The organism is Paenibacillus sabinae T27, from assembly GCF_000612505.1.
GTDB classification, from domain to species: domain Bacteria; phylum Bacillota; class Bacilli; order Paenibacillales; family Paenibacillaceae; genus Paenibacillus_AQ; species Paenibacillus_AQ sabinae.
The window spans coordinates 261110-285145 of the sequence record NZ_CP004078.1 but is presented as its reverse complement, the minus strand read 5'-3'; the positions used below and the strand labels follow the sequence as shown (position 1 = coordinate 285145).

Annotated in this window: 23 protein-coding genes and 1 pseudogene; 11 read left to right on the top strand and 13 right to left on the bottom strand. The window is 55.4% G+C overall.

Going from position 1 to position 24036, the window contains the following annotated elements; all coding sequences use genetic code 11:
• Positions 1–7: 7 nt before the first annotated feature.
• From PSAB_RS01350 to PSAB_RS01340, 3 genes are all read right to left on the bottom strand, one after another.
• Positions 8–223 (bottom strand): hypothetical protein, encoded by a 216-nt coding sequence (locus PSAB_RS01350; RefSeq protein ID WP_144240447.1) that lies wholly within the window; start codon positions 221–223, stop codon positions 8–10.
• Positions 224–411: 188 nt separating this feature from the next.
• Entirely contained in the window at positions 412–1860 is a 1449-nt protein-coding gene (locus PSAB_RS01345; protein WP_025332791.1) for an aryl-sulfate sulfotransferase, read from the bottom strand.
• A gap of 34 nt (positions 1861–1894) precedes the next feature.
• Complete coding sequence (locus PSAB_RS01340) at positions 1895–2440, bottom strand: MarR family winged helix-turn-helix transcriptional regulator (RefSeq protein ID WP_025332790.1); 546 nt, start codon at positions 2438–2440, stop codon at positions 1895–1897.
• 287 nt (positions 2441–2727) lie between these two features.
• Here PSAB_RS01340 and PSAB_RS01335 point away from each other — a divergent pair, with 287 nt between their 5' ends.
• Positions 2728–3126, top strand: a complete 399-nt coding sequence (locus PSAB_RS01335) for a hypothetical protein (RefSeq protein ID WP_025332789.1) — start codon at positions 2728–2730, stop codon at positions 3124–3126.
• Positions 3127–3338: 212 nt separating this feature from the next.
• Here PSAB_RS01335 and PSAB_RS01330 read toward each other — a convergent pair whose 3' ends face one another.
• A complete protein-coding gene (locus PSAB_RS01330; protein ID WP_025332788.1) occupies positions 3339–4382 on the bottom strand; it encodes an AI-2E family transporter in 1044 nt (347 codons plus the stop codon).
• A gap of 265 nt (positions 4383–4647) precedes the next feature.
• Here PSAB_RS01330 and PSAB_RS01325 point away from each other — a divergent pair, with 265 nt between their 5' ends.
• Positions 4648–5922 (top strand): MFS transporter, encoded by a 1275-nt coding sequence (locus tag PSAB_RS01325; RefSeq protein ID WP_025332787.1) that lies wholly within the window; start codon positions 4648–4650, stop codon positions 5920–5922.
• Positions 5923–5951: 29 nt separating this feature from the next.
• Positions 5952–6443, top strand: coding sequence for a hypothetical protein (locus tag PSAB_RS01320; RefSeq protein WP_025332786.1), 492 nt, complete (start codon positions 5952–5954; stop codon positions 6441–6443).
• Between the two features lie 30 nt (positions 6444–6473).
• Here PSAB_RS01320 and PSAB_RS01315 read toward each other — a convergent pair whose 3' ends face one another.
• Positions 6474–7715, bottom strand: coding sequence for a stalk domain-containing protein (locus PSAB_RS01315; protein WP_025332785.1), 1242 nt, complete (start codon positions 7713–7715; stop codon positions 6474–6476).
• 260 nt (positions 7716–7975) lie between these two features.
• Between PSAB_RS01315 and PSAB_RS01310 the strand changes: the two genes are divergently transcribed.
• On the top strand, positions 7976–8371 hold the full coding sequence (locus PSAB_RS01310) for a GNAT family N-acetyltransferase (protein WP_025332784.1): 396 nt from the start codon (positions 7976–7978) through the stop codon (positions 8369–8371).
• Between the two features lie 197 nt (positions 8372–8568).
• On the opposite strand, the pseudogene tnpB reads toward PSAB_RS01310, so the two are convergent.
• From tnpB to PSAB_RS01285, 5 genes and pseudogenes are all read right to left on the bottom strand, one after another.
• A pseudogene (gene tnpB / locus PSAB_RS01305) lies at positions 8569–9657 on the bottom strand (IS200/IS605 family element RNA-guided endonuclease TnpB).
• 283 nt (positions 9658–9940) lie between these two features.
• Positions 9941–12577, bottom strand: coding sequence for an ATP-dependent chaperone ClpB (gene clpB, locus PSAB_RS01300; RefSeq protein WP_025332783.1), 2637 nt, complete (start codon positions 12575–12577; stop codon positions 9941–9943).
• Between the two features lie 100 nt (positions 12578–12677).
• Entirely contained in the window at positions 12678–13652 is a 975-nt protein-coding gene (locus PSAB_RS01295; protein WP_025332782.1) for a DnaJ domain-containing protein, read from the bottom strand.
• Positions 13653–13838: 186 nt separating this feature from the next.
• Complete coding sequence (locus tag PSAB_RS01290) at positions 13839–14288, bottom strand: Hsp20/alpha crystallin family protein (RefSeq protein ID WP_025332781.1); 450 nt, start codon at positions 14286–14288, stop codon at positions 13839–13841.
• A gap of 174 nt (positions 14289–14462) precedes the next feature.
• Positions 14463–15026 carry a GNAT family N-acetyltransferase gene (locus tag PSAB_RS01285; RefSeq protein ID WP_025332780.1) on the bottom strand — a complete coding sequence of 188 codons (564 nt, stop codon included), beginning with the start codon at positions 15024–15026 and terminating at the stop codon, positions 14463–14465.
• 97 nt (positions 15027–15123) lie between these two features.
• Between PSAB_RS01285 and PSAB_RS26440 the strand changes: the two genes are divergently transcribed.
• From PSAB_RS26440 to PSAB_RS24875, 4 genes are all read left to right on the top strand, one after another.
• On the top strand, positions 15124–15369 hold the full coding sequence (locus tag PSAB_RS26440; RefSeq protein ID WP_338045061.1) for a GntR family transcriptional regulator: 246 nt from the start codon (positions 15124–15126) through the stop codon (positions 15367–15369).
• 77 nt (positions 15370–15446) lie between these two features.
• Entirely contained in the window at positions 15447–16529 is a 1083-nt protein-coding gene (gene pdxR / locus PSAB_RS01280) for a MocR-like pyridoxine biosynthesis transcription factor PdxR (RefSeq protein ID WP_338045060.1), read from the top strand.
• Between the two features lie 237 nt (positions 16530–16766).
• Positions 16767–16967 (top strand): cold-shock protein, encoded by a 201-nt coding sequence (locus PSAB_RS01275; protein WP_025332779.1) that lies wholly within the window; start codon positions 16767–16769, stop codon positions 16965–16967.
• A gap of 84 nt (positions 16968–17051) precedes the next feature.
• Complete coding sequence (locus tag PSAB_RS24875) at positions 17052–17264, top strand: cold-shock protein (protein WP_084266398.1); 213 nt, start codon at positions 17052–17054, stop codon at positions 17262–17264.
• Positions 17265–17473: 209 nt separating this feature from the next.
• Here PSAB_RS24875 and PSAB_RS01270 read toward each other — a convergent pair whose 3' ends face one another.
• The 3 genes from PSAB_RS01270 to PSAB_RS01260 are packed head-to-tail and all read right to left on the bottom strand — an operon-like array spanning position 17474 to position 19476.
• Positions 17474–18373 carry a DNA-3-methyladenine glycosylase family protein gene (locus tag PSAB_RS01270; protein WP_038595458.1) on the bottom strand — a complete coding sequence of 300 codons (900 nt, stop codon included), beginning with the start codon at positions 18371–18373 and terminating at the stop codon, positions 17474–17476.
• On the bottom strand, positions 18354–18908 hold the full coding sequence (locus PSAB_RS01265; RefSeq protein WP_025337169.1) for a methylated-DNA--[protein]-cysteine S-methyltransferase: 555 nt from the start codon (positions 18906–18908) through the stop codon (positions 18354–18356). Before PSAB_RS01265 ends, PSAB_RS01270 begins: the two co-directional genes overlap by 20 nt.
• Positions 18874–19476, bottom strand: coding sequence for a bifunctional transcriptional activator/DNA repair enzyme AdaA (locus tag PSAB_RS01260; RefSeq protein WP_025332777.1), 603 nt, complete (start codon positions 19474–19476; stop codon positions 18874–18876). The genes PSAB_RS01265 and PSAB_RS01260 overlap by 35 nt, the downstream gene beginning before the upstream one ends.
• 352 nt (positions 19477–19828) lie before the next feature.
• Between PSAB_RS01260 and PSAB_RS01255 the strand changes: the two genes are divergently transcribed.
• From PSAB_RS01255 to PSAB_RS01250, 3 genes are all read left to right on the top strand, one after another.
• Positions 19829–21373: an MDR family MFS transporter gene (locus PSAB_RS01255; RefSeq protein WP_025332776.1), complete on the top strand. Its 1545-nt coding sequence runs from the start codon at positions 19829–19831 to the stop codon at positions 21371–21373.
• A gap of 198 nt (positions 21374–21571) precedes the next feature.
• Complete coding sequence (locus PSAB_RS25645) at positions 21572–21727, top strand: hypothetical protein (RefSeq protein ID WP_158442544.1); 156 nt, start codon at positions 21572–21574, stop codon at positions 21725–21727.
• A gap of 12 nt (positions 21728–21739) precedes the next feature.
• Complete coding sequence (locus PSAB_RS01250) at positions 21740–24010, top strand: sensor domain-containing diguanylate cyclase (RefSeq protein ID WP_025332775.1); 2271 nt, start codon at positions 21740–21742, stop codon at positions 24008–24010.
• Positions 24011–24036 lie beyond the last annotated feature (26 nt).

Here is a 24036-nt window from a genome sequence, read left to right as displayed (position 1 = left end):
GTTATGTCTATCTTATCAGATTCATCAGCCAAACAAACAGCATAATAACGGAGACGGTCGTGCCAAGCGCGACAAAAGCGTTAAAAAAATTGAGTGACGAGCCCTGACGGGACTCCTCGGCGATCCTTTCGCTTCTTCCTCGTTGCTCCTGCGGAGCATCTTCACTGCGGGGAGCTTCTACCCATTCGGAATCATCTTTGGCATTCAGGTTATCGGGGAACACAAGCATACCTTCCCTTCGTTTCCTTTTTCCAAAGAATTATACCAGATTTTTACTTAATTTGTAATGCGTACTTGTCCCTAATTCTCGCTGCCGGTCTTATCGCTCCGGACTATGCATTTGCCCGGCTTCCCCTAAGCCTCCGGCCTTACCCCGCCTGAAGCAGTTGTCTATTCCCGTCGAACCATCGGTCAGGCTCTCCGCCGGGCTTCATCCGAAGTGGCCACGCAGGCCGCTCCCTCCACGAATGGCAGCGCTGCGGCAACATTGACCACGGAATCGCTGCCCTTCGGCGCGGCTCCCGGCACTCTGAACTGAGCGGCATCGATAGGCTCGATGGCAATCTCCTCCGGCTTTGCAAGCTGCGGCACCCATTCATAAGGCAGCCTGTAGGAGCGGTAGACCATATTCGTGTTTCTCCGGTCGGTATAGGGAGACACATACTCCCAGACGATTTCATGGTCCTTCGTCACCTCGAACAGCCGGCCGTTGGAGCCTTCCGTAATCAAGGTGTTGCCGTTCGGGAGCCGCTGCGCCGAGCTGATATACGGACTGTAAAATTTATAGGAGTCCGTCGGGACCGAGAAGCCCGCTTCCGCCCCGGTATACTGCCACTCGATCTCCAGCGTCACGGGATTAATCTCCAGAACCCGCGAATGGTCGCGGATCGCATTCTTCTGCCCGAACGGGGATGCAGGATTCGGCAGTCCGTAGCCGCCCCAGCCGCCGTTGTCGAATACAAGCAGATTACCCTCGCCCGGCAGACCCTTCGGTATAATGTGGGCGTGATGCTGGCCAATGATCCAGCCGATATGCTTCACTTCCGGCAGGGAATAATCCGGGCCGAGACGCCAGACGATGCTGCCGGTTCTGCGGTCCGTGATCGCGATGATGTTCGCTTCCCGGGCGTCCCATATCACATTGTCCGGGTGAAAACGCTCGTCGCCCTCGTCATAGAACCGATTCGGCCCGACATACGACGCCGAATTGACATGCAGCCAATCGCCCACGCCGCCGCCAAGATGGCCGAAAGACCGGGTATTGGGGTCTCGGAACAGCACGTTGCGGGCCGATTCGTCAAAGCCCAGCTCATCGAAATGGTCGCTCGCTTTCCATTCCCACGTCACATTGCCCTCCCAGTCCACCTCAATGATGACATCGTCCAGAAGCTGCTTGTCGGAAATGGCCGGATTATTCACATTTTTATGGGCGAGGATCAGCGTTGTGCCTCTGGAAACCTCGGGTTCCAGCCCCGGAGCGTAATAGCCGACCGGATTACCCTCGCGCTGGTAATCATGATGCTGCCGCGCATACCATGTCGGCTCGTAGCCCGGATCTTCGATATGCTCGTAGCCGTTGTATCTCCAGACGATATTGCCGTCCCAATCGACCTGCACCAGATCGACATTGTCCTGAATGCCGAATTTCGGATCTCTGCGGCCCGTGCTGCCCAGCACATAGCCGCCCGGAAGCGCCTTGGCCGGAAAGCCGATCAGCCCTCTCCACAAATGAACCTCTCTTCCGTTCATATCGATCAGAACGACGCCCTCGTCCCCGGCTTGGTACACGGTATAGCCGCTCCATGCCTTGCTTGGGTTATAGACAGTGGCGCCGGTCGGATACACGGTTGGAAATCCCATTGTTCATCTCTCCCTTGGTATGATGGAATGAAGTTTAATAGGTCAAATAACGGGTTTGCGTCGTTACTCTGGCCGGCTTCCGTTCCGGGCTGCCCTGCGCGGGAGTCCCGGCATTCTGCTTGGCAAGATCCAGAATGGCTTCCGAGAACCCCTCAAGATTGCCGATGACTTTCTTGAACGCCTGATTCTGAGCGGCCAGCTCTTCCCGTTCGAATCCTTCGAACAGAAGCGAGATACACCTTGTTCCGACGCTGCGGTTGCGCTCGAACATCTCCCGCCCCTTATCCGTGATGCCAAGAAGCACCGTCCGGCGGTCGCCGCTCTTGCGCCGCCGGATGGTATAGCCTGCCGTGTCCAGCTTGTCGCACAGCGCGGTGATCGCGCCCGAAGTAAGATCCAGCTGCTCCGCCAAATCGCTGAGCCGCTGGTCGCCCTCGCGGATGATTTTATGCAGAATCATCATTCCCGGCAGCGCGATGCCCTCCACATTGATGCGGTCTCGCTCCTTCACAAACCGTCTGACCATCTTGCGGAACAGCCAGTCGGCCTCCTCCAGCACATCCCAATCCCTGTTCTCCATCGGTTCATGCTCCTCGATTCGCCGTATTGTACCAGAAAAGGCTCCCGGAGCACTCAATACAGAGGCGTACCCGGGAGCCTTTGACGGTCCAATCAGCTCGAAATGATATTTCATCGGTCAAATATTCATTGGTGAAAAGTTATGAAGAAATCATAAGCCTATTAATCTTACCTGTCAAGTATGAATTATATATATCTTAAGGTTATTTTAAAGCGTGCTTAAGGTGCCGGTCAGTTTCGAAGGTTACAATACATACAGCTAAAGAAACATGAAATGAGGGACTACATATGAATATCACGCGCAATATCAAACGGGTAGTGATTGTAGGCACGATGATCGTAGCCATCTCCTTCGGAGGAAATGCCTGGGCGTCCAAAAGCGTCAGCTCAAGTCCGGTGGCCAAGCTGTCGTTATCCGCCGCCGCTGCGGGGCGCGACGATTTGCTCGAAACGCTGAACCGGCCTTCCGGGGAAGAGCTCTATTACGCCCTCTTTGAAGGCAAATCGCTTGCCGATATCGCCGAAGCGAATGGCGCCGACGTACAGCAGGTCATCGACCTGCAGACCGAGCAGCTGACGAAGCAGCTGGACGAACGTCTGGCATCCGGAAGCATTACGAAGGAACAATATGAGGCTTACAGTGAGGAAGTGCAGGAGATTATCAGCAGGAGCGTTGACCCGGATTAATCTGGCGGCCCGCTTCGGACAGCGGCCAAGCGGACAATTTAGACGATGAACGTTCCCGGAGAGCACTATGAGCTTTCGTAGAGCCGGGAGCCAAGGGAATCCGGTTTGTTTTTATTGTACAAGCATAAGAAAGCCCCTTTAAGAACCGTCCTCCCGCGATGCCTTAAAGCTCTTGGGGAACTGTCGTCTTAAAGGGGCCTTGGCTGAATGGATTACCGTTTCTTCAGGGGATCTGCCGGAAGCTCCGCTTCGGCGTTTGCGCGTTTGATCTCCAGAATATCCAGCACGAATACAAAGATCGGGATACCCAGGATGAGTCCCCATACGCCGAGATAATGCTCGGAGAACAGCAGCACAATGAAGGTGTAGAACATCGGCAAGTTCATTTTTGAGGACATCAGCTTCGGATTCAGGAAATAGCCCTCAATGAAGTGCAGCACGGCGATCATCGCCAGCACGTAAATGACCATCACCAGCCCGCCGATATTGTACCCGATGATGCAGAGCGGAATAAGCGAAATGAGGAAGCCCGCCACCGGAATCAGACTCAGCAGGAAAATCATCACTCCGAGCGCGAACAGATACGGAAATCCGAGAATGATCAGCCCGATGACCGTAAAAATCGTGTTGAACATTGCGATCAGAATCTGCGCTTCGATCACTTTACCGAAGGATAACGCAAATTTGTTGCCGAAATACTCCAGCTCATTATAGAACCAGGCCACCTTGCTCTGCTTCATCCGCGAAGTGAACGCCACGATCCGGTTCTTCTCCAGAATAAAGACGAAACTCAGAATAATCGACAGAACGAACGTGGTGCCCCAGTTGCCGATCGTCGTGATGTAATCGAGACCGTTCGTCATATACTTCTCATAGTTCAAACCTTTGACGGTCTTGAATAAATATTGGACAATCTCATTCTGCGGAATATTCTCCGGAGTTAGCGCGATGAGGAAATTGGTGAGCTGCCGGACTTGAACGAATATTTTGGGCAGATAGTGCACCAGCGCTGTTACCAAAGTGGAAATCATAACTACATAGAGGATGATGATAATAACCTTGCTGTTCACCCTTACGTATCTGCCGATCCGCCTCGACAGCAGCACCTGAAAGCTGTTCATAATGTAAGCAATCAAAAAGGTCAGCAGCACCAGATTGAGCATATCCCTGATACCGTACAGCAGCAAGCATACCAGCAGCAAAATTCCAAACCGGCGGACCGTCAAATCCGCAAAAAAATGCTTAAACCATTCCATTGTCATTCTCCATTCGCCCTCATTTGACACTGATTATAGTCTACGTAACAAGGGCGCCGAAAGCAACCGGCGAATCGTGATCTAAAGCCGGCATAGCTCTTGTTGAATACCTTATACGGTTCTGCAGGCTGCATGTTTCAAAAATTGTCGAATACTGCGGTTACGGGACTGCTCTTCCCCCGGACAGTAAGGGCCGTGTATAATACAATACATTGGCTGCCCCGCCCTTGCGGACGGCCGGATTACTCGTCTACGGAGGATTGAATTGGATACTCTGCCAAAAGAAACTGCCCAAACGAAAACGTTTCCGGCGTCGCCGAAGCGTATTTATATTTTACAGCTGCTTACGGTCTTTATCGGATTTCTGATCTTCGGCTTCTCCGAGAATATTAAAGGCCCCGCCATTCCCCGTATCCAGCTGGAGATGGGACTCGATGAAATGCGCATCGGCTTGCTGCTGTCGCTAAACTCGCTCGGCTATTTGCTGGCTTGCTCCTTCACTGCCTACCTGATCCGCAGAATCGGCATCAAGGCGGTCTGCCTGCTGTCATTTGGCTCCATGGTGCTGTCCGGCGTACTGATCTTCCTGTCCCGCAGCTATCCGGCGCTCTCCAGCTCCTTCTTCCTTATGTACATCGGCAACGGAATGCTGGAGATCGGGCTCGCCGTGCTCGCGGCGCGAATCTTTATCCGCAACACCGGGACGATGATGAACCTCGCCCACTTCTTCTACGGACTCAGCTCGACCGTGGCGCCGATGATCGCCTCCGGGCTGATGACGCTGTCGATCGGCGGCCGGGCTATCGATTGGCGGGACGTCTATCTGCTGATCCTGCTGCTTGCTATCCTGCCGATGATTCCTGCTGTTGCCGGCAAGTTCCCAAGCAGCGGCATATCCGGGGATGAACGGCTTCCGTTAAAAGTCCTCGCCGCCGATCCGGTCATCTGGATGCTGGTCGCCACCCTGTCCTTTGGCGTCATTTCCGAAATGGCCGTGGGCGGCTGGCTGGTCAATTTTCTGGAAAAAGCCTACGGCTGGGACGGTACCGCAGCAGCGGGCATGCTCTCCGTATTCTTTCTCTGCTTCACCTTCGCCCGGCTGTTCCTCGGTCCGATCACCGATAAAATCGGCTTCACACTGTCGCTCATCATTTTCTCCGCCCTGTCCGGCCTGCTGACCTTCGCCGCCATCGCGGCGGGCGAGCCGGGAGCATTTCTGTTCGCCGCGGCGGGCATCGGCATCGCGCCGATCTACCCTACCGTTATGGCGCTGATCGCCAAGCGCTACGGCGAAGGCAGCGACACCGCCATCACTTTCATCGTCACCCTGATGGGCGTGTCCAGCGTCATCGGCAATTACCTGATCGGCGCCATCATCACAGGCATCAAGGACATGGTGACGGCAAGCCGCGGCGCCGGGGAGGGCCTGCTGGCCGGGCTTCAGGCGGGCTATGCCTTCATCGGCCTGTGCGCCCTGCTCTGCGCCTTGTTCGCCGTGCCGCTGTACGTGTATTTGAAGAGGCGGGGGGAGCTGTTGTAGGGGCTTGAATCGACGAGGGAGTGTAGACAATGAGAAAATGGTTCTTATCCGGCTTCGCCGGATTGCTGGCTGCTGTTATACTAACCTCCTGTGCAAAGAACGATGTTACCGGCATACAAGAGAGCAGCGGCCCCAGCCCAAGTTCCACCCCTGTCCAAAAAGAATCGTCCGAGTTTTTTAAAGCTGGAGTTTTTGTCAATGTGGGGGACAGCAGCGAACCGTTATTGAACCAGGAGATTAAAAGCCGACTGAAAACCGTGTTAACCTCCATGGCCAATAAGGATGCCGAAGCGTTCCGCAGCGTGTTTACCGATGACCGATCGGGCAGCGCCCAGCTTTACTTGTTAAACCGTGACTATGCTTTCAATCAGCTTGGTACTGTTAGACAGGATTACGCGAACCGTATAGAGGTTCAAGTTATTGGCAAGGTCATGCAGGATGCCGTGATAACCGACCAATATCTATATTTTTATTTTGTCAAGAACGCTAAAGGGCATTGGTATCTTGGAGCTATTGATTAGCAGACCCGGCCTTTGAACCATGTACTGCCCTTATTCCGCCACTTCCGCTGACAGGTTCGCCCAGGTAACGGAAGCTGGGCCATGTCCTGGAAAGGTCGTATAGGTCAAGCCGTTCACACAAATCCGGTATGAACCGGACCGAGGTAAGGTTACGCTGCCGCTGAACGTCCCGTTTTTTACCGGAATCTCCTTTGTGGAAACTGTTGTAAAATCCTTTCTGACATCCTCCGCATCCGGTACATAGCGCTGAATCGTAACCGTCAATTTACCGATGGCCAGATTAGGCGGATTGATCACTTTGCCCGAAATGGTGAAAGAGTCTCCGGATTTGAGTTTCAAGTAGCCGCTTGCTGGAGACTCTAGAGTCAAAAATTCTTTCCCATCCTCTGTAATATTCACCGGAATCACGGACGGGTCGCTTACATTGCGTCTGATCCGAATTCCTGCGGCAGCCATCCCTATGGAACTAATTGCAACCGGGTTGATGCCCGGCTCCAGCGGCACGGACAACTGGATACGGTTATAGAGCGAGCCGTCCAGATAGATGTCCTTCCCCACAATATTCCTCGAGCTGTTCCAGGCCCCCGAACCGATTGAAGACCCGGCTCCCGGCGCATACAGCTCTTTGGCGTAGAGTACGGTGAATACGGCTTCATCTTCTCCAGTTTCCCAGTATGGCTGCAGCACCTGCGCCTTCTTCTCGCTCCATCTCCAGAAGAGCTGGCCGTTCTCCGCACCCGCCGTCAGACCGAATAAGGTCAGCGAGCACACCGGAACATAGGCCGTGCCGCCTATTAACAGCGGCGCCGGAATCGTAAAGTTCTCCGCTGGCAGAGCCTTGCCCTGCCCGTCGTATACCCGGGTCGATCCGATGCGGAAATTCAGCTCTTCCCGCCGCGAAACGACCCGAACCTGCCGTTTCGCGGAATTCCAGGCAACGGAGGATACCGCTCCCGATTCGCCCAGCGCGCGAAGCGGCACATACAATCGGTCGTTTCGCTTTATGGGCGTCGCCGCCTTGACAGCCTTTCCATCCAGCGACGCTTCGCCGCCGGACAGATTAATTCTCATCTCATGCTTGATCAAGTCGAACCGGACCGCGTCCGTGGAACTCACGGCGCCGAAAGCCGTTAGTGCCGAAGCGGCTGGCACTATGGGTTCCGCACCAGCGGCAGAGACTTTGACATCCCGGACCGGAATGACAACCGCTTCCGCCAAGAACGCGAATAATACCAGCCACACTGCCGGTTTCGGCACTTTTTTAACTGTCATATTCTTGCCTCCCTATATATTTTCAAAAATATCCCATCTGATTAGACGATGAACGGCGTTAAAGGTTTCTTACCCGCAACAAAACAGGGACCTCCCACTGCCTTACCGGCCTAGGAAAACCCTGTATTTCTGTACGAATGGCAGCGCCGAACTCCAATTCAAGGGGATGATCGCCGAACATCTTTTTCTTCCTGCTGAGACTGTCCAACTGTTCCCCGTAATATGGTAATATGTTTCGGAAACTCATCGGAGATGCTATTTTGAATCCTATTACAATCAGAAAAGCTGAATCAGACGATGTCGCAGGGCTATCCGAGTTATTCGTTGACTTTAACGGCAAAGAGTCTAATCTAACCGCAATGAAAAAACAGCTCGAAGTCATATCCGCTAACCCCGATTATTATGTTGCCGTCGCCTATGACGGGGACAGAGTGATCGGTACTGCGATGGGAATCGCTTGTTACGACCTTGTTGGCGATTGTAATTCTTTTCTGCTGATCGAAAACGTAGTCGTACTGCCTAAGTATCAGGGTCAGGGTGTAGGAAAGCTGCTCATGCAAGCACTTGAGGATTTTGGAGAAATCAATCACTGCAAATATGTCATCCTGGTATCCGAAAGCAAACGCGAATCGTCGCTTGAACACTCCCCCACTTAGCTAACACTTGAAGTGGGAGATTCTTGGGTAATCCCTTCTACTGAGGGGAATTCATATCGATATTTTCTCTCGAAAAATCGTATACCAAGCGATCCCTGCGGTTCCCGCAGTTTTCCAAAGGAAAATCTGTACTGATCTTCCCAGAGTTCTAAGATTTTTGCCTTAGCAACATATCCAAAGGAAAGGTGGATTGACGTTTAAACAGCAAGGCTTTTGATGTTATGTGCGGCATTTTCATCTCGATCATGAAGGGTATAGCACGATGGACATTCCCATTGCCGTACAGACAATTTCTTTACTTCGGGATGGATATAGCCGCATACATGACACCTTTGGCTCGTTGGGGCGAACGTATCGGCAATCTTCACCGTACGTCCATACCATTCCGCTTTATACGAAAGCTGACGTGCAAATTCACTCTAGGACGCATCGGCGATGGATTTGGCCAGCCGGTGATTTTTGAGCATGTTCGCCACTCTCAGATTTTCGATGCTGATCGTTTGATTTTCACGAATCAGCTTCGTGGTGAGTTGATGCAAAAAATCATGGCGGCCATTGACGATCTTTTCATGGATTTGGGCAACCTTCTGTTTGGCTTTCTGCCAATTGGAGCCCCCTTTGTTACGACGAGCCATGCGGCGTTGCCAAAATGCAAGTTTTTGTTCATATTTGCGAAATACTTTGGGATTGGCAACCCGAAACCCATCAGAGCAGACCGCAAATTCCTTGAGTCCAAGGTCAATGCCAATCTCCTTATCGGTCTGCGGCAGAGGTTTCATTTCCACTTCGCAGAGAATGGATACAAAATACTTGCCTGCCGCATTGCGCCGCAGGGTAGCCGAAAGAATGCGACCTTCACACGCTCTGGAGTTGGCAAAGCGAAGCCATCCAAGCTTCGGAACCTTAATCCGGTTTCCATCGATAGCAATGTTGTCATTGGTGTATTTGGTGGTGTAGCTTTGCACAGGATGCTTTCGGCTTTTGAAACGCGGAGCCTGATTTTGTTTCTTGAAGAAACGTTCAAAGCTGTCTGCCACGTTCCGCACCGCCGATTGCAAAGCAATGCTATCTACCGATTTCAACCATTCAAATTGCTGTTTGAGTGCAGGGAGCTGTGTGGCACAGGTGTTATAAGACAACCCTTTGCCTGTTGCCGTATAGGTTTCGTTCCATTTGACTAAGAAATGATTGAAGACAAAACGGCAACAGCCAAACATTTGATGGATGAGTTGCTGTTGCTTTGGATTGGGATAGATGCGATATTTGTAAGCTTTATGTGCTAACATGCCACACAACCCCCTTTCATGTAGGATATTTCCATTATAGCACATATGTTCCCTTTGGGGCGAAAAAACCGCCGATTCATCTCCTCCCTATAGAGGAAGGAGTCTTCTCGGTTTTTAAGATAAATTTTACGAATCCATTGGTTATTCCGCCGACCAGAGAGGATTTAAAAAGCAATTGATGAACAAGTAACTGCTGGCAATCCGCCCGCAAAAAAAACAGGGACTTCCTTTGACCTTCAAGGTCAGGAGAGTCCCTGTTCGTCTAATCATGTCCGAGCCGGTATTACGCTTTGCCAAGCGGCGCGGCTTCCGGCTTTTGGATGGTGACTGTCAGCTCGCCGTCCGCCGCGCCGACCTTCAGCACGGAGCCTTCGCCGGCCTCGCCGGAGATCAGCGCACGGGCGACCCGGGTCTCCAGGCTGCGCTGGATGAACCGCTTCAGCGGCCGGGCGCCGTACACGGGATCGAAGCCCTCTTTTGCGATAAAGCGGATCGCTTCGTCCGTGAGGACCAGGCCGACCTGACGCTCGGCCAGACGGCCCCGGAGGCCGTCCACCAGCTTGCCGACGATCTGCCGGATTTCGTCAAGCGACAGCGGCTTGAACATCACAATATCGTCCACCCGGTTCAGGAACTCGGGGCGGAAATGGCCGCGCAGCTCACTCATGACGCGTTCCTTGACCGCTGGCGTCAGGTAGCCGTTGTCGTCGGTGCCCTGAATCAGATGAGGCGAGCCAATGTTGGACGTCATGATGATAATCGTATTCTTGAAATCGACGATCCGCCCTTGCGAATCGGTCAGGCGGCCGTCATCCAGCAGCTGCAGCAGGATGTTGAACACGTCCGGGTGGGCCTTCTCTACTTCATCCAGCAGGACGACCGTGTACGGCTGGCGCCGCACCGCTTCCGTAAGCTGGCCGCCCTCCTCGTAGCCGACATATCCCGGAGGCGCGCCGACGAGCCGGGAGACGCTGTGCTTCTCCATGTACTCCGACATGTCGATACGGATCATGCCGTCCTCGCGGTCGAACAGCGCGGCCGCCAGCGCCTTCGCCAGCTCGGTCTTGCCGACGCCGGTCGGGCCGAGGAACAGGAACGAACCGATCGGCCGGTTCGGGTCCTTGATGCCCGCTCTCGCCCGCAGCACGGCGTCCGAGACGAGCGACACCGCTTCGTCCTGGCCGACGACGCGCTCATGCAGCGTCTCTTCCAGCCTCAGCAGCTTGTCGCGTTCGCCCTCTACGAGCCGGCTGACCGGAACGCCGGTCCAGCGGGAGACGATGTCGGCGATCTCGTCCTCGGTCACCGCCTCGCGCAGCAGCCGGGAATCGCCATCCTGCTGCGCCGCTTCCTCCGCCGCCCTCACCTGCCGCTCAAGGTCCGGGATAATTCCGTAGCTCAGCTCGGCCGATTTGTTCAGGTCGTACTCTTCCTGGGCGCGCTCCAGGTCCAGGCGCGCCTGCTCCAGTTTCTTCTTCAGCTCGCGAACGCCGGAAATGGCCGACTTTTCTTTCTCCCAGCGGGCCGTCATTTCAAGGTGCTTCTCCTTGAGATCGGCCAGCTCGCGCTGGAGCGATTCCAGGCGGCGTTTGCTGGCTTCGTCGGTTTCTTTTTTAAGCGCCGCTTCTTCAATCTCCATCTGCATCAGCCGCCGCGTCACTTCATCCATTTCGCCCGGCATGGAATCAATCTCCGTACGGATCATTGCGCAGGCCTCATCAACGAGGTCAATCGCCTTGTCGGGCAGGAAGCGGTCGGTAATGTAGCGATTGGACAATACGCCCGCAGCGACCAGCGCGCTGTCGTGGATTTTGACGCCGTGATGCACCTCGAACCGCTCCTTCAGGCCGCGCAGAATTGAGATCGTGTCCTCGACGTCCGGCTCGCTGACCATTACCTGCTGGAAGCGGCGCTCCAGCGCTGGGTCCTTCTCGATGTACTTGCGGTACTCGTCGAGCGTCGTCGCGCCGATACAGTGCAGCTCGCCTCTGGCCAGCATCGGCTTCAGCATGTTGCCCGCATCCATCGCGCCTTCGGTCTTGCCCGCGCCGACAATCGTGTGCAGCTCGTCGATGAACAGGATGATCCGGCCGTCGCTTTCCTTGATTTCCTTCAGGACGGCCTGAAGCCGCTCCTCGAACTCGCCGCGGTACTTCGCTCCAGCGACAAGCGCGCTCATATCGAGGGAGAAGATCGTCTTGTCCTTCAGGCCCTCCGGTACGTCGCGCCGGACAATCCGGTGCGCCAGACCTTCCACGATCGCCGTCTTGCCGACGCCCGGCTCGCCGATCAGCACCGGATTATTCTTCGTCTTCCGGGAAAGAATCCGAATCACCCGGCGGATCTCGCCGTCGCGGCCGATAACGGGATCAACCTTGCCCGCGCGCACCTCGGCCACGAGGTCGCGGCCGTATTTCTCCAGCACCTCGTAGGTCGCTTCCGGCTCCCGGCTCGTCACCCGCTGGTGACCGCGAATTTCCGCCAGAACCTTCAGGAGCTTTTCGCGCGTCACGCCCTGGGCTTCGAAAATTCGGCGGATGTCCGGGCTTCCGCTGCTGCCGGATACCATCGCCAGCACGGCATGCTCCACCGCCACGAACTCATCCTGCATGGCCGCTGCTTCCTTCTCGGCCTGCTCCAGTGTGGCGATCAGCGCCTGCGAAGCGTACCGCCGCACCGTTCCGGCCCCTGAGCCGCCGACGGAAGCCTTCCGCCGCAGCAGCTCATCGGTGCGGCTCAGCAGCTCGTTTACCGGCACGTTCATTTTTTGCAGCAGCCGGGGAAGAAGCCCCTCATGCTGTTCAAGCAGCGCTTTGAGCAGATGAGGATTATCGATCTCCTGATGCCCTGCGCCCGAGGCCAATGACTGCGCGGAAGCGACAGCTTCCTGCAGCTTTTGCGTTAATTTATTGAAGTCCATTCTGACTCATTCCCTTCCACATTAGTCTCTTTTCACACTCATTCGTTCCCGTTCTAGTCCTCGCTTATGGCCTTAGCCAGCGATTCTGCCCCACGCCCGCTTACCCAGCCGCAGCGCCGCGGCGCTTGCCTTCGGGGGGCCGCTTTTTGGCGCCTGCCTGAAAACCCGAGGACTGCTCCAGCTGGCGGTACAGCTGCTTCTCCGTCTCGCTTACCTGCTCCGGCACAACCAGCTCGATGTCGAACAGCACATCTCCGTATGAGCCGTTCTCCCGCTTAAGCCCCTTGCCGGGTATCCGCAGCGTTCGGCCGCTCCGGATGCCTGCCGGAATCTTCAGCTTGACCGCGCTTCCGTCCGGCAGGGAGACTTTGGCTCCGCCGCCGAGTACGGCCTGCCAGGGGGCGATTTGCAGGGTGCCGCGAAGATCCCCGCCGCTCACTTCGTAGGTCTCGTGTGAGCGGATGTTCAGGACAATCAGCATCTCGCCACTTTCTGGCACGGAGATTGCCGTTCCGTCACCGGACCTTGGCGGGATATTGACGGTCACCGTCCGCCCTCCGGCCTGGACGGTGACGGCGCCGCCTTTATACGCCTGCTCCAGTGAAATGTCGAGCCGGGCTTCCATCATGCCGCCCATATTGCCCATGCCGCCCATGCTTCCGGCAAAACCGCTGGTTCCCGGCCGCCGGCCGCCCGAGAAAAAATCAAAGCCCGCCCGGTTAGCCGCTCCCCCGCCGCCGAAGAACATATCGAACAGGTCACCGTCCGGAATGTCCGCTCCATTGAAGGAAAAGCCTCCGCTCCATCCTCCGCCTGGCGCTTCCCAGGAGGTCTCGCCGCCCGACGGTCCGCGCCCGAATCCGTACTTCAGAGCTTCGTCGTAGGCTTTGCGCTTCTCCTCGTTCCCGAGCGTTTCATACGCCTCGGCTATTTTTTTGAACCGTTCCTCCGCTCCGGGCGACTTGTTCACATCGGGATGCCACTGCTTGGCGAGCTTTTGGTACGCTTTTTTAATATCCTGTCTGGATGCGTCCTTGTTGACGCCGAGCACTTCATAATATCCGGGTTCCGCCATCCTCGCGCCCCCCCTTTCTTTCCTATATTATTTATTTCCCCGTAATGCCGGCGCTGTAATCGTATTGGTATCCCAAGTCCATATATCTTCGAAAAAAAAGCGCATTATAGCCGGAAAATCATCTACAATGCGCTTCTCATATCTATATTAATGGCCAATTTCCTCTTTTCATTTAAGAAATTCGCCTTATTGTTCGTCATCCCGGATTTCAATCCGCGTGCCCTCCGGTTTTTGCCGTTTCGGTACCTCAAGCGACAATACGCCGTTCTTCAGGGAAGCCCGAATGCCCTCTTCCTTGATGTCCTGAACGTAAAATCTGCGGACGTATTCTCCGTATCGACGCTCTTTGCGGACAATCTGGCGGTCGCTGTTCTCCTCGGTGTTCTCTTCTTTGCGCACCGCCTTGATCGTCAGGTACGGCGCCGCGTAATCAATCACAATCTCATCTTTGGTGAATCCCGGAAGCTCGGCCTCAATCAAATAGTGGTCCCCGGCTTCGCGGATATCGGTGCGGATCGACAGGGTAGAGCTCTTGAGCGGAGCGAAGAAGTCGTCCCCAAACAAATCACCGAAAGATTTGGCCAATTGGCCAAAGGCCTCTTCACGCCGTTTTCCAAAAGGAACCAGATCAAACATCTTGCATTCTCCTCTCATTTGACTTTGACTTTATTTGACCTTACATGTTTATTATAGCCCTCCTCCGAGTAAGTCTCAAAGCCGATTACAGACGAAAAAACGCCGAATTTCGGCGTCCTGGGGCGTTTACTAAGATTTATTTTGCTGTTTTGATTAATTTGACCTTTTTTGACCTTAGCTGCAGAACTTCTTCCTGTATTCCTCTTCCAGCAGGCTCATCGTAATGATGTCATGGTATTCATGATCATAGTACAGCGCTTCCCGACGTACGCCCTCTTTCGTAAATCCGAGTCCCTCGTACACATGGAGCGCGCGTTTGTTGTACGAATATACTTCAAGCTCAAGCCGGTGCAGATTCAAAATGCCAAAGCCGTATTCCAGCATAAGTAGCAGCGCTTCCCGCCCATAGCCTTTGCCCTGCTGATTCTCTTCGCTTACGGCAATGCGGATATTTGCGTTCCGGTTCATCCGGTCGATGTCCTGAATCGCGATATCGCCGATTCTTTCGTCATTTTCGTTCAGAGCGATCAGCAGCAGCACGGCGGAGGCGTCGTCCGCTTTTTCAAGAACATAGCGTTCAATTTGCTCCTTGGTGTACATCTTCTGCGTCCCCGTCAGTCTTCTCGTCTCGGTGCCGTATAGCTGGTGATAGTACCACTCTGCGTCTTCCGTGTTAATCGGGCGCAAATAAACCCGCTCTCCCGTCAAAAATCTGGCTCCCGTGCGCATTATGTTCATCTCCTGTTTCCTTGATAATGCTATGGTATTTCATAACTGCATCCTTTAAAATGTACAAATTGGATAAATTTAAAAGGACAGATGAAGGAGAACAGATATGCTGATCTTCCCCAGCCTGAATGAATCCGGAAGGAACCCCCTCTATATTCAGCTCTACGAATTCCTCAAGCGGGAAATTATGAACGGCAGGCTTCCCTACGGCGTGCGGCTCCCCTCGATCCGGTCGGCGGCTTCGCAGCTTCATATCAGCGCCACTCCGGTCGAAACGGCCTACCAACAGCTTCTCGCCGAAGGCTTTAACCAGCAGGCCGAAGAGCGGCTATTATTTGCAAGCTATACATAGCTATGATTCAGCGGAACTGCGGAGGGCAGCTCCGCCATCCTATCGGGTTACAGCCCGGGATGAACGGGAGTATGCCTATGATTTTCACCAATCCAAAAATGACTTTTACCCTATTCCCGCATAAAATCTGGAGAAATCCGCTACAAGAGCAGGTAGGACGGGGAGATATTCTGCATTACGGCGATCCGCAGGGCGAACCCGCCCTCCGGGACAGCATCTCCTCTTATCTGCGCCAATTCCGGGGGCTTCGCTGCACTCCGGAACAAATTGTGATCGGCGGCGACCAGTATACGCTGTCCTCCCTGCTCGCCTTGATGCTTCGCGAGTATTCAGACAGTCTGGGGTTTGAGGACCCCGGATATCACCTGCTGCCTTCTATATTTCAAAGACACGGATTTCGCACCGTGCCGCTGCCGCTGGACAAGGACGGCTTGAATGTGGAGCGCCTGATCGGGAGCGGAGCGCAAGTCCTATATGTCTCGCCCTCTCATCAATTCCCCTGTGGGATGACGATGCCGATTGCGCGCCGGATGCGGCTGCTGGAGTGGGCGCTGAACAACGGCGGCCTCTTGATCGAGGACGACTACGATGGAGAATTCCGCTATCACGGAAGGCCGATTCCTTCCATGCAGGGTCTGGCGGATCATAGTCCCGTCGTTTATATGGGCAGCTTCGCGCAATCTGTGTCACCCGCGCTCTGCCTGCATTATATGGTTCTGCCCGAAGCTCTCCTTCCGGCCTATTACCGCCTGAAGAACGAACTGTATCTGGAGCACTCGGCCTCCAGGCTGAATCAAATGGCGCTGCATGATTTTATGGAGCGGGGACATTTCGGCAGGCATCTGCGCCGGATGCGCCAGCTCTACGAGCGCAAGCACGACGCCGTCATTCGGTCAATAAATCGCCATTTCGGAGATGCGGCGGCACTGTCTGGCAGGAACGCCGGTTTTCATCTGCTGCTTACCGTTAAGAGCGGCGGCACGGAGGAGGAGCTTGCAGCGGCGGCGAGGAAGGCCGACGCACGGATCGCGCCGATGGGCTACACCTGGTGGAACCGGCCGTCCTGGACGGAGCCATCGTTTATCCTTGGCTTTGGAGGAATACCGGAGGAGCGCATTGACGACGGCATCAGGGCGCTGAAAGAAGCGTGGCTGGATTAAATAAATCCGGCCACCCATGCAGTTTGTTATGGAAGCATTTAAATTAAGTTTAAATATGGGTTGTATCCGCCTCCGGAATCTGCTAAGATTACTGTATTGGAATTTTGACCTGAACTCACATATTGCAGAGGGTTATGATTTTGAGTGCATAACTTTGTGCAATATGTGATTTTTTATTTTTATACGAAAGTTAGAAATTTAAAGGTCATGTTCAACAAAACAAGGAGGTTTTCTACAATGGAAACAGGAACAGTTAAATGGTTTAACGCAGACAAAGGATTTGGCTTTATCGAGGTTGAAGGCGGCAGCGACGTATTCGTGCATTTCAGCGCAATCGTCAGCGAAGGCTTCAAGACTCTTGATGAAGGCCAACGCGTTGAGTTCAACATCGTTCAAGGCAACCGCGGTCCGCAAGCCGAGAACGTCGTTAAACTGTAAATCCGGAAAACACGCCCCGAACCTAGCGTTTGGGGCGTTTGTTTTTTTACGACAATAACTCCGTGAGAGAAAGAAGGATGCTTCTTGTACTATTCACGAAAAAGACCTCTGGACAATATTCCGGAGGAACTCACGGCCATATGGTCCTGTACCAATGAAAGCTGCAACGGTTGGATGAGAGACAATTTTGTTTTCTTGGTCCAGCCCACCTGTTCCATATGCCAGTCTCCGATGGAAAAAGGCGAGAAAATGCTCCCTGCGGTAGTTAATACAAGTCCCACTCAATCTAAACATTAAATTAAGCACCACACAGGTTAACCTCAAGCTTCGGCCTTGGCCGAAGTTTATTTTTGTTTCTCCTTCGAATCCCGGATTCGTCCCAAAGTCGCCATTAACCCCGCCCCGCATGAGCTGCAGCAGCTCGCGAAGTTTACTCTTCGCTTCCTAGGGAGCGGAGTCGATCAGGCAGTAGACCGCGTCCATCCCCATGATCGACGCGGTGAACGTCAATACAGCACCCGCCACAAATAAAAGGTCGCGTAAGCCTCCCAGCCCCGCCAGCCCGCGAACAGCTCCCTAAGCTCAGGAAGCGACGGCTTCCGGTCCAGCCCAAGCACGGCCTTGACCGCGTTGTGCAGGCCGACGTCCCCGATGGGAAAAGACGAGGCATCGCGGAGGCAGCGCATCCTTACATACTGGGCGGTCCAGGGACCGATTCCCTTCACCGCGGTAAGCCTCGTCTCAGCTTCCTCCGGCGAGCCGAGGGCCAGCAGCTCTTCCCGGCTTAGCGCGCCATCGGCGATGAGATCGGCGACGGCAATAATCGTCCGCGCCTTGCTCCGGCTCAGCTGGAGGGCGCACAGCTCCTCCTCCGGCGCGCCGAGCAGCCGCTCCGGGGCCGGGAACAGATGGTAACGGCCACCCGACCACAGGACGGACTCGCCGTAGCTTTCGGCAAGCCTCGCCTTCAGCTTGTACGCGAAGGCGAGGTTGACCTGCTGCCCGAGGATCGCCCAGCACAGGGCCTCGAACAAATCGGGGATGCCGACAATGCGCAGGCCGCGAAACCGTTCCGCCAGCGGGCCGAGCAGGGGATCGCCCTCAGCCAGCCTATAGAACGGCCGCAAGTCGCGGTCCAGATCGAACCAGTCGCGGATATACCGCGCCAGTTCTTCCAGCCCGGCATCCCCCGGCCGCTTCCCTTCCAGCAGCTCCACCCGCAGCCGCCCCTGCTCCGGCGCGGTCAGCCGGACCAGCAGCGACTCGCCGTCCGCCCGAAGCAGGCGAGTCACCCCTTCGCCGTCCGTCCTGTACAGACATTCCAGCGGCGAGCGCGCCATATAATCGAGGCAGGCCTTCCAATCGAACAGCTCCGGCAGCGGCAGCTCAAAAAGCAAATCGTTCATGTCCGGCCGCCGCCACATGGGCGATTCCCTCCAGTTCCAGCAGCTCCTGCTTGAGCCGGAGCCCTCCGGCATAGCCGGTCAGGGTGCCATTCGCCCCGATGACCCGGTGGCAGGGAAGAAACACCGGCAGCGGGTTTCGGCCGTTCGCCGCGCCCACGGCACGCATCGCCCCCGGCCGGCCGATTCGCCCCGCCAGCTCCCCGTACGTGATGACCTCGCCATACGGAATATCGCCGAGCGCCGTCCATACCTCCCGCTGAAACGCCGTTCCCCTAAGATCGAGCGGCAGCTCCCGGAAGTCCGGCCGCCGACCGGCAAAGTAGTCCTCCAGCAGGCGAATCGCTCCCCATTCTTCAAAGGGCCGCTTATCGTCAGTTACGCCGCTGCCCGGAGCGTAGCGGTCCAGCCAGACTTTGGCCGTCTGCTCCGTATCATGCTGAAAGGACAGGCGGCACAGCCCATCCGCGCCACCCCAAAGCGTCCATGTCCGGCCCCCGAAGCTAAGGGCGTGCCGGTATATTGTCTTCTGGCTCATTGGCCGTTCCTCCTTGAATCCGTTCTCTGTATTCCGTGGGCGACGCTCCCGTATGCCGGTGAAACCATGCGGCAAAATGGGAGGCGCCGCGAAAGCCGACCGCTCTGCCGATTTCGGACACGGGCATCCGGCCAAACCGCAGAAGCCCGCGGGCTTTGTCCAGCCGTACCTGATCCAGCTTGGCGGCCGGAGTAAGGCCGGTCACCTCCTTATAGGTACGGTGAAGATGGGCAGCGCTGACCTTCAGCCGCCCGGCCAGGCCGCTCAGCGTCAGCCGCTCTCCGTACCCGGCGCTGATCACGGCATCGGCCTGAGCCGCCAGAACGGCGTCCGGGCGCAGCGGCCCGCCCTCGTCGGGACGGCATCTTTTGCAGGGCCTGAATCCCGCCTCAAGCGCCTTCTCCAGTGACGGATAGAACGCCACATTGTCCGGCTTGGGCGTTCTGGCCCGGCAGGATGGCCGGCATACGATGCCGGTGGTCTTGACCCCGGTATAATAAACCCCGTCATACCGGGTGTCGCGCCGGGCGACGGCCTGATAGACAAGATCGAATAATGCCTGATCCATGAAGCATCCCTCCACACCGCCATTATACCCGATTGCCCTTCCGCGGGGCAGGCTTGACGGATAAGAGAGCAAGAATACGACAGTGTCTTTTTCATGAAGAGACGGCTGCGCCGTTCTCACAGGAGCAGGCGCTCTCTTCCCATATACATCCCTGGACCGAGTGCAGAATCGCCCTGCGGACGGTTTGGGACGTGAGCGCCCCGGCTTATAATAAAGTCGAACTTTCGGGGATATGGACTGCGGAATGCTCCGCGCAAAACAAGGAAATGGAAAGCCGTTTAAATTCCGTTTACAGTCCTGCTGTAATTTGGTAAAGGATTCTTTACACGCAAGACCATTCTTTTTATTCGAGGTGAGTCCCATTCAAACCAACGCTCTTGGCAACAACAACAAATATCTGGTGCTGGCCGCGCTGATGATCGGCCTGATCTTTACAGAGCTGGACGAGACAATTGTGGCGACGGCGATGCCCACAATTATCCGCGAGCTGCACGGTCTCGCCCTCTACGGCTGGGTGGCGGGCATTTATATGCTGGCCGTTACGATGTTCATGCCCATTCTCGGCAAGCTGGCTGATCTGTACGGACGCAAGCGGGTGTATTTAAGCTGCATGGCGCTGTTCATCGGCGGGTCCATCGTCAGCGGGTTCGCGCAGTCCATGACGATGCTGCTTGTCGGCCGTGGCATCCAGGGCGTCGGCGCGGGCGGTCTGATGCCGCTTGCGCTCGTCATTATCGGCGAGATCTTTCCGCTGGAGCAGCGCGCCAAAATCCAGAGCCTGGCCGGCCCGATGATGATTATTCCGCAGCTGCTCGGCCCGACGCTGGGCGGCTACATCGTCGGACAGTTCAGCTGGCACTGGGTGTTCCTGATCAATCTCCCGGTTGGCGTTCTCTCCGCGCTACTGCTCGCCAAGGGACTTAACGAATCCCGGAGCGAGGAGAAGCGGGCCATCGACTGGGCCGGGGCCGGCACGCTGATGCTGGCGCTCTTGTCCCTGCTGCTTGCACCCGTGCTGATTGACAATCAGGGCTACGGCTGGTTCTCTCCCGTTATTATGGGGCTGCTTGCGGTCTCCGCCCTTCTGATCGCCCTGTTCATCAACATCGAGCGCCGGGCGGAAGAACCCGTCATCCCCATGCATTTATTCAAGAACCGGAACGTTGTCGTTCTCTCCATTCTGGTGTTCATCCTGATGCTGGGCATTATGGGCGGGATCGCCCTCTTCCCGTTCTTCTCGCAAAATGTCATGGGCCTGACGCCGACCGCTTCCGGCTATCTGTCGCTGGCGTTCATGGCGGGTGTGATCCCGGCCAGCATTGTGTTCGGTTCACTGATCACGCGCGTCGCTTACCGGAACCTGTTTATCCTGTTCTTCACCCTGCCTATTGCCGGCTTTTTCCTGCTGTCGCGAATCGGCATCCACACGGGCGTTCTTTACATCATCGTCTGCTTTGTGATCCTGGGCGTCGGCATGGGGGCAATGTTCGGCGGAAATACGCTGATTGTTCAGGAATCGGTAGATAAAAAACACAGCGGCATCGCCTTATCCACGGTCCAGCTGTTCCAATCGCTCGGGGCGACCATCGGGCTCAGCGTGTTCGGCAGCCTGCTCTCCGGCCATATCAGCAGAGGCGTCGCACCGCTCAGCAGTCAGTTGCCTCCCGGCACGTCGGAGAATCTGGCGGCGGGCGGAATCCCGGCCGGTATCTCGCCGCAGCTGCTGACCGAGGTGAAAACGGTGTTCGCGCAAGCCTTTCAGAATGTGTTCTCGATTTCGCTCATTTTTGTTATTCTGACGTTCTTCATCTGCTGGTTTCTTAAAAAAGAAGTGCTCTCTCCCAAGAAAGAGGACACCGCCGAAACTATCGCCGGCACGATCCCCGAGACCCTGTAAACTTCCCATAGCACTGCGTAATAAGACGGCTGCTCCGCCCAATACCGGGGGTGCAGCCGTTTCGCGTCGCCTAAGCATATGTTCGCCAACTATGAAAAAACTCGTTTTTTTCTTAAAATTAAACAGGATTATTATTCCAACCGTCGAACTCGTATATAGATAAATCGGAGTCAGACATACTTTAGGGGGCTGTTTGAGATGAACAAAATAATCAATTTTAAAATACAATCACACTCACACTTGGGGCTTCAGCAGAGCGGTTCAACCCGGTTTGTCCGGAATCTGCCGCTGCCTGAAGACCGATTCAGGGAAGAAGCCAAAACGGACCGCACCGCCATCCGGTTGGCTGCCTGACCGGCAGGCATAATGAATCAGATCATAAAGACGTTATCTGATGCTGCAACAATCCGCATTCGCCGGGCCGGACGGCCAGCGCTCGGACTGATCCTCCTTCTCCTGCTATTGCTTCCGCTGAGCCCCACGGTGAACTCGGCGCGTCTGGAAGAGGCACCGGATACGGTCAGCCTCCGTACGAATACGGATCTTCAGGACGATCTGAAAATCTATGAGGACAAAGGCGGACTGCTAACGATAGAGGATATGGTTAATCCCAATATGGATGTATTGTTTGTGCCGTACCCGGCCAGCGGACTCGGCGGCTCGATCAGAAGCTCCACGTATTGGGTCAAACTGAATTTGTACAACACCTCTTCGAAAGCGAGGGATCTGCTGCTTGAACTTGGCAAACCGCAGCTCAGCCGGGTGAATCTATACCAGTTGGATGATGAGCGCCATTTTTTGCGGCTTACCCGCGCCGGAAGCAGCCTGCCTTTCAACGAACGGGCTATCGACCACCGGAATTTCATCTTTAACCTTTCGTTTCCCGCCGGGTCCGGACAGCGCCTGTATTTTCAAATTCAGACAGGCACCGATCTCCAGCTTCCGATGAAGCTGTGGGAGACGCGGAGCTTTCTTGAACGGGAGCTTCGTGAAAATCTTATGTTCGGCATATACTACGGGATTATGCTCGTGATGGCGGTATACAACAGCTTTCTTTATATAACGAACAGGGACCGGACTTATCTGTACTATGTGCTCTTTCTCGTTTCTTTTGCCGTCATGCAGGCCGCCTGGGACGGTTATGCCTACCAATTCTTATGGCCGGGGCATTCCATATGGGAGCAGAAATCCGTTCCCGTCTCCATGGTGCTGGCCTGCCTGTTCGGCTGCTTGTTCTCGCACAGCTTTCTGCCGGTTTCCAGGCTTTGGCCGAGAATGGGCAGGATTGTGCCGGTCTTTACCGCCGGACTGATCGTGACGCTGCCGCTGATGGCCTTCATGGCGCCGGGCGCATGCATTAAACTGGCTGCCTGCCTCGCATCCGCCAGCATGCTGCTGTGCGCGATCAGGACGGCGGCCGCGGGGCTGCCGGTCCGGTCAGTCTGGTTCTACACGCTAGCATGGATCGTGCTGTCGGGCAGCTCTCTACTGATCTTGCTGGCCGCTTACCAGCTGATTCCCTTGAACGTTCTGTCGCTGAATTCGATGCGGTTCGGCTTGGGAGCCGGGACCCTGCTGCTGTCGCTGGCGCTGGCGGAGAGGTTCAACCGCATCAGGCAGAAGAAGCGGCTCGAGGAGAAGCAGGGCGCCCTGCTGAAAAATCTGCATGATACAACAAAAAAGCTGACCTCGACCTACGATGTCGATAAGCTCCTTCAATACACCCTGTCCAGCTTGTCCGAGATCACGGGCTGCGAGAACGGCTTTATTCTGTTAAGAACCGATGAAAGCTACAGCCTGAAAGCCGAGATTGGCAGCGGACCGGGGGATGCGATGGTCATTATGGAGCTTGAGGATGATTCCTTCTTCCGCAGTTTGCTCCGGGAAAAAAGGGTTGCTGTACGCGAAGGCGGCGCCGGCTTCCCCGGCAAGCTGGGCCAAGGCGCGGAGACCTGTATGGGAATTCCGATTCTCTTCCAAGACCGCGTGCACGCCCTGGTTGTACTGTACAGCCGGTTCACCCGAACCTTTATCGACAGCGAACGGGAAATCCTCGGCGATTTTGCCGGTCAGGTGGGGATCTCTATCGAAAATGCCCGGCTGTTCTCGGAAATCAACCGGATGGCGACAACCGACGGGCTGACCGGGGTGTATAACCGGACCTATTTTCTCAAACTGGCCAAAAGGCATTTGTCCCAGTCCTGGAGCCTGGATAAGCCCCTGTCGCTCATCATGGTCGATATCGACTATTTCAAGAGCATCAATGACCGGTGCGGGCATCTTGCCGGGGACAAGGTCATTCAGGAAACGGCGAGAAGGCTTACCGAATTGTCGCAGCCCCGCGGGATTATCGGCCGGTTCGGCGGGGAAGAATTCATGATCCTTCTTCCCGGAATCGCAGCCGACCGGGCTTCCGGCCTGGCGGAAATCATGCGGAAGAGCATCTCTTCCTCCCCTGTCCCTCTTGAGGATTCAGGCAGCATAAGGTACACGATCAGCTTGGGCGTAGCTGAGGCCTCGCCGGACACAAACGGCATTACAATGCTTATCGATCAGGCGGACCAAGCGCTGTACCGAGCGAAAAAAGAAGGAAGAAACTGCGTAAAAGAATATGATACAATGGGACACTTCGCCTAGTCCGCTCCGCAGAAGTGGTATAATGA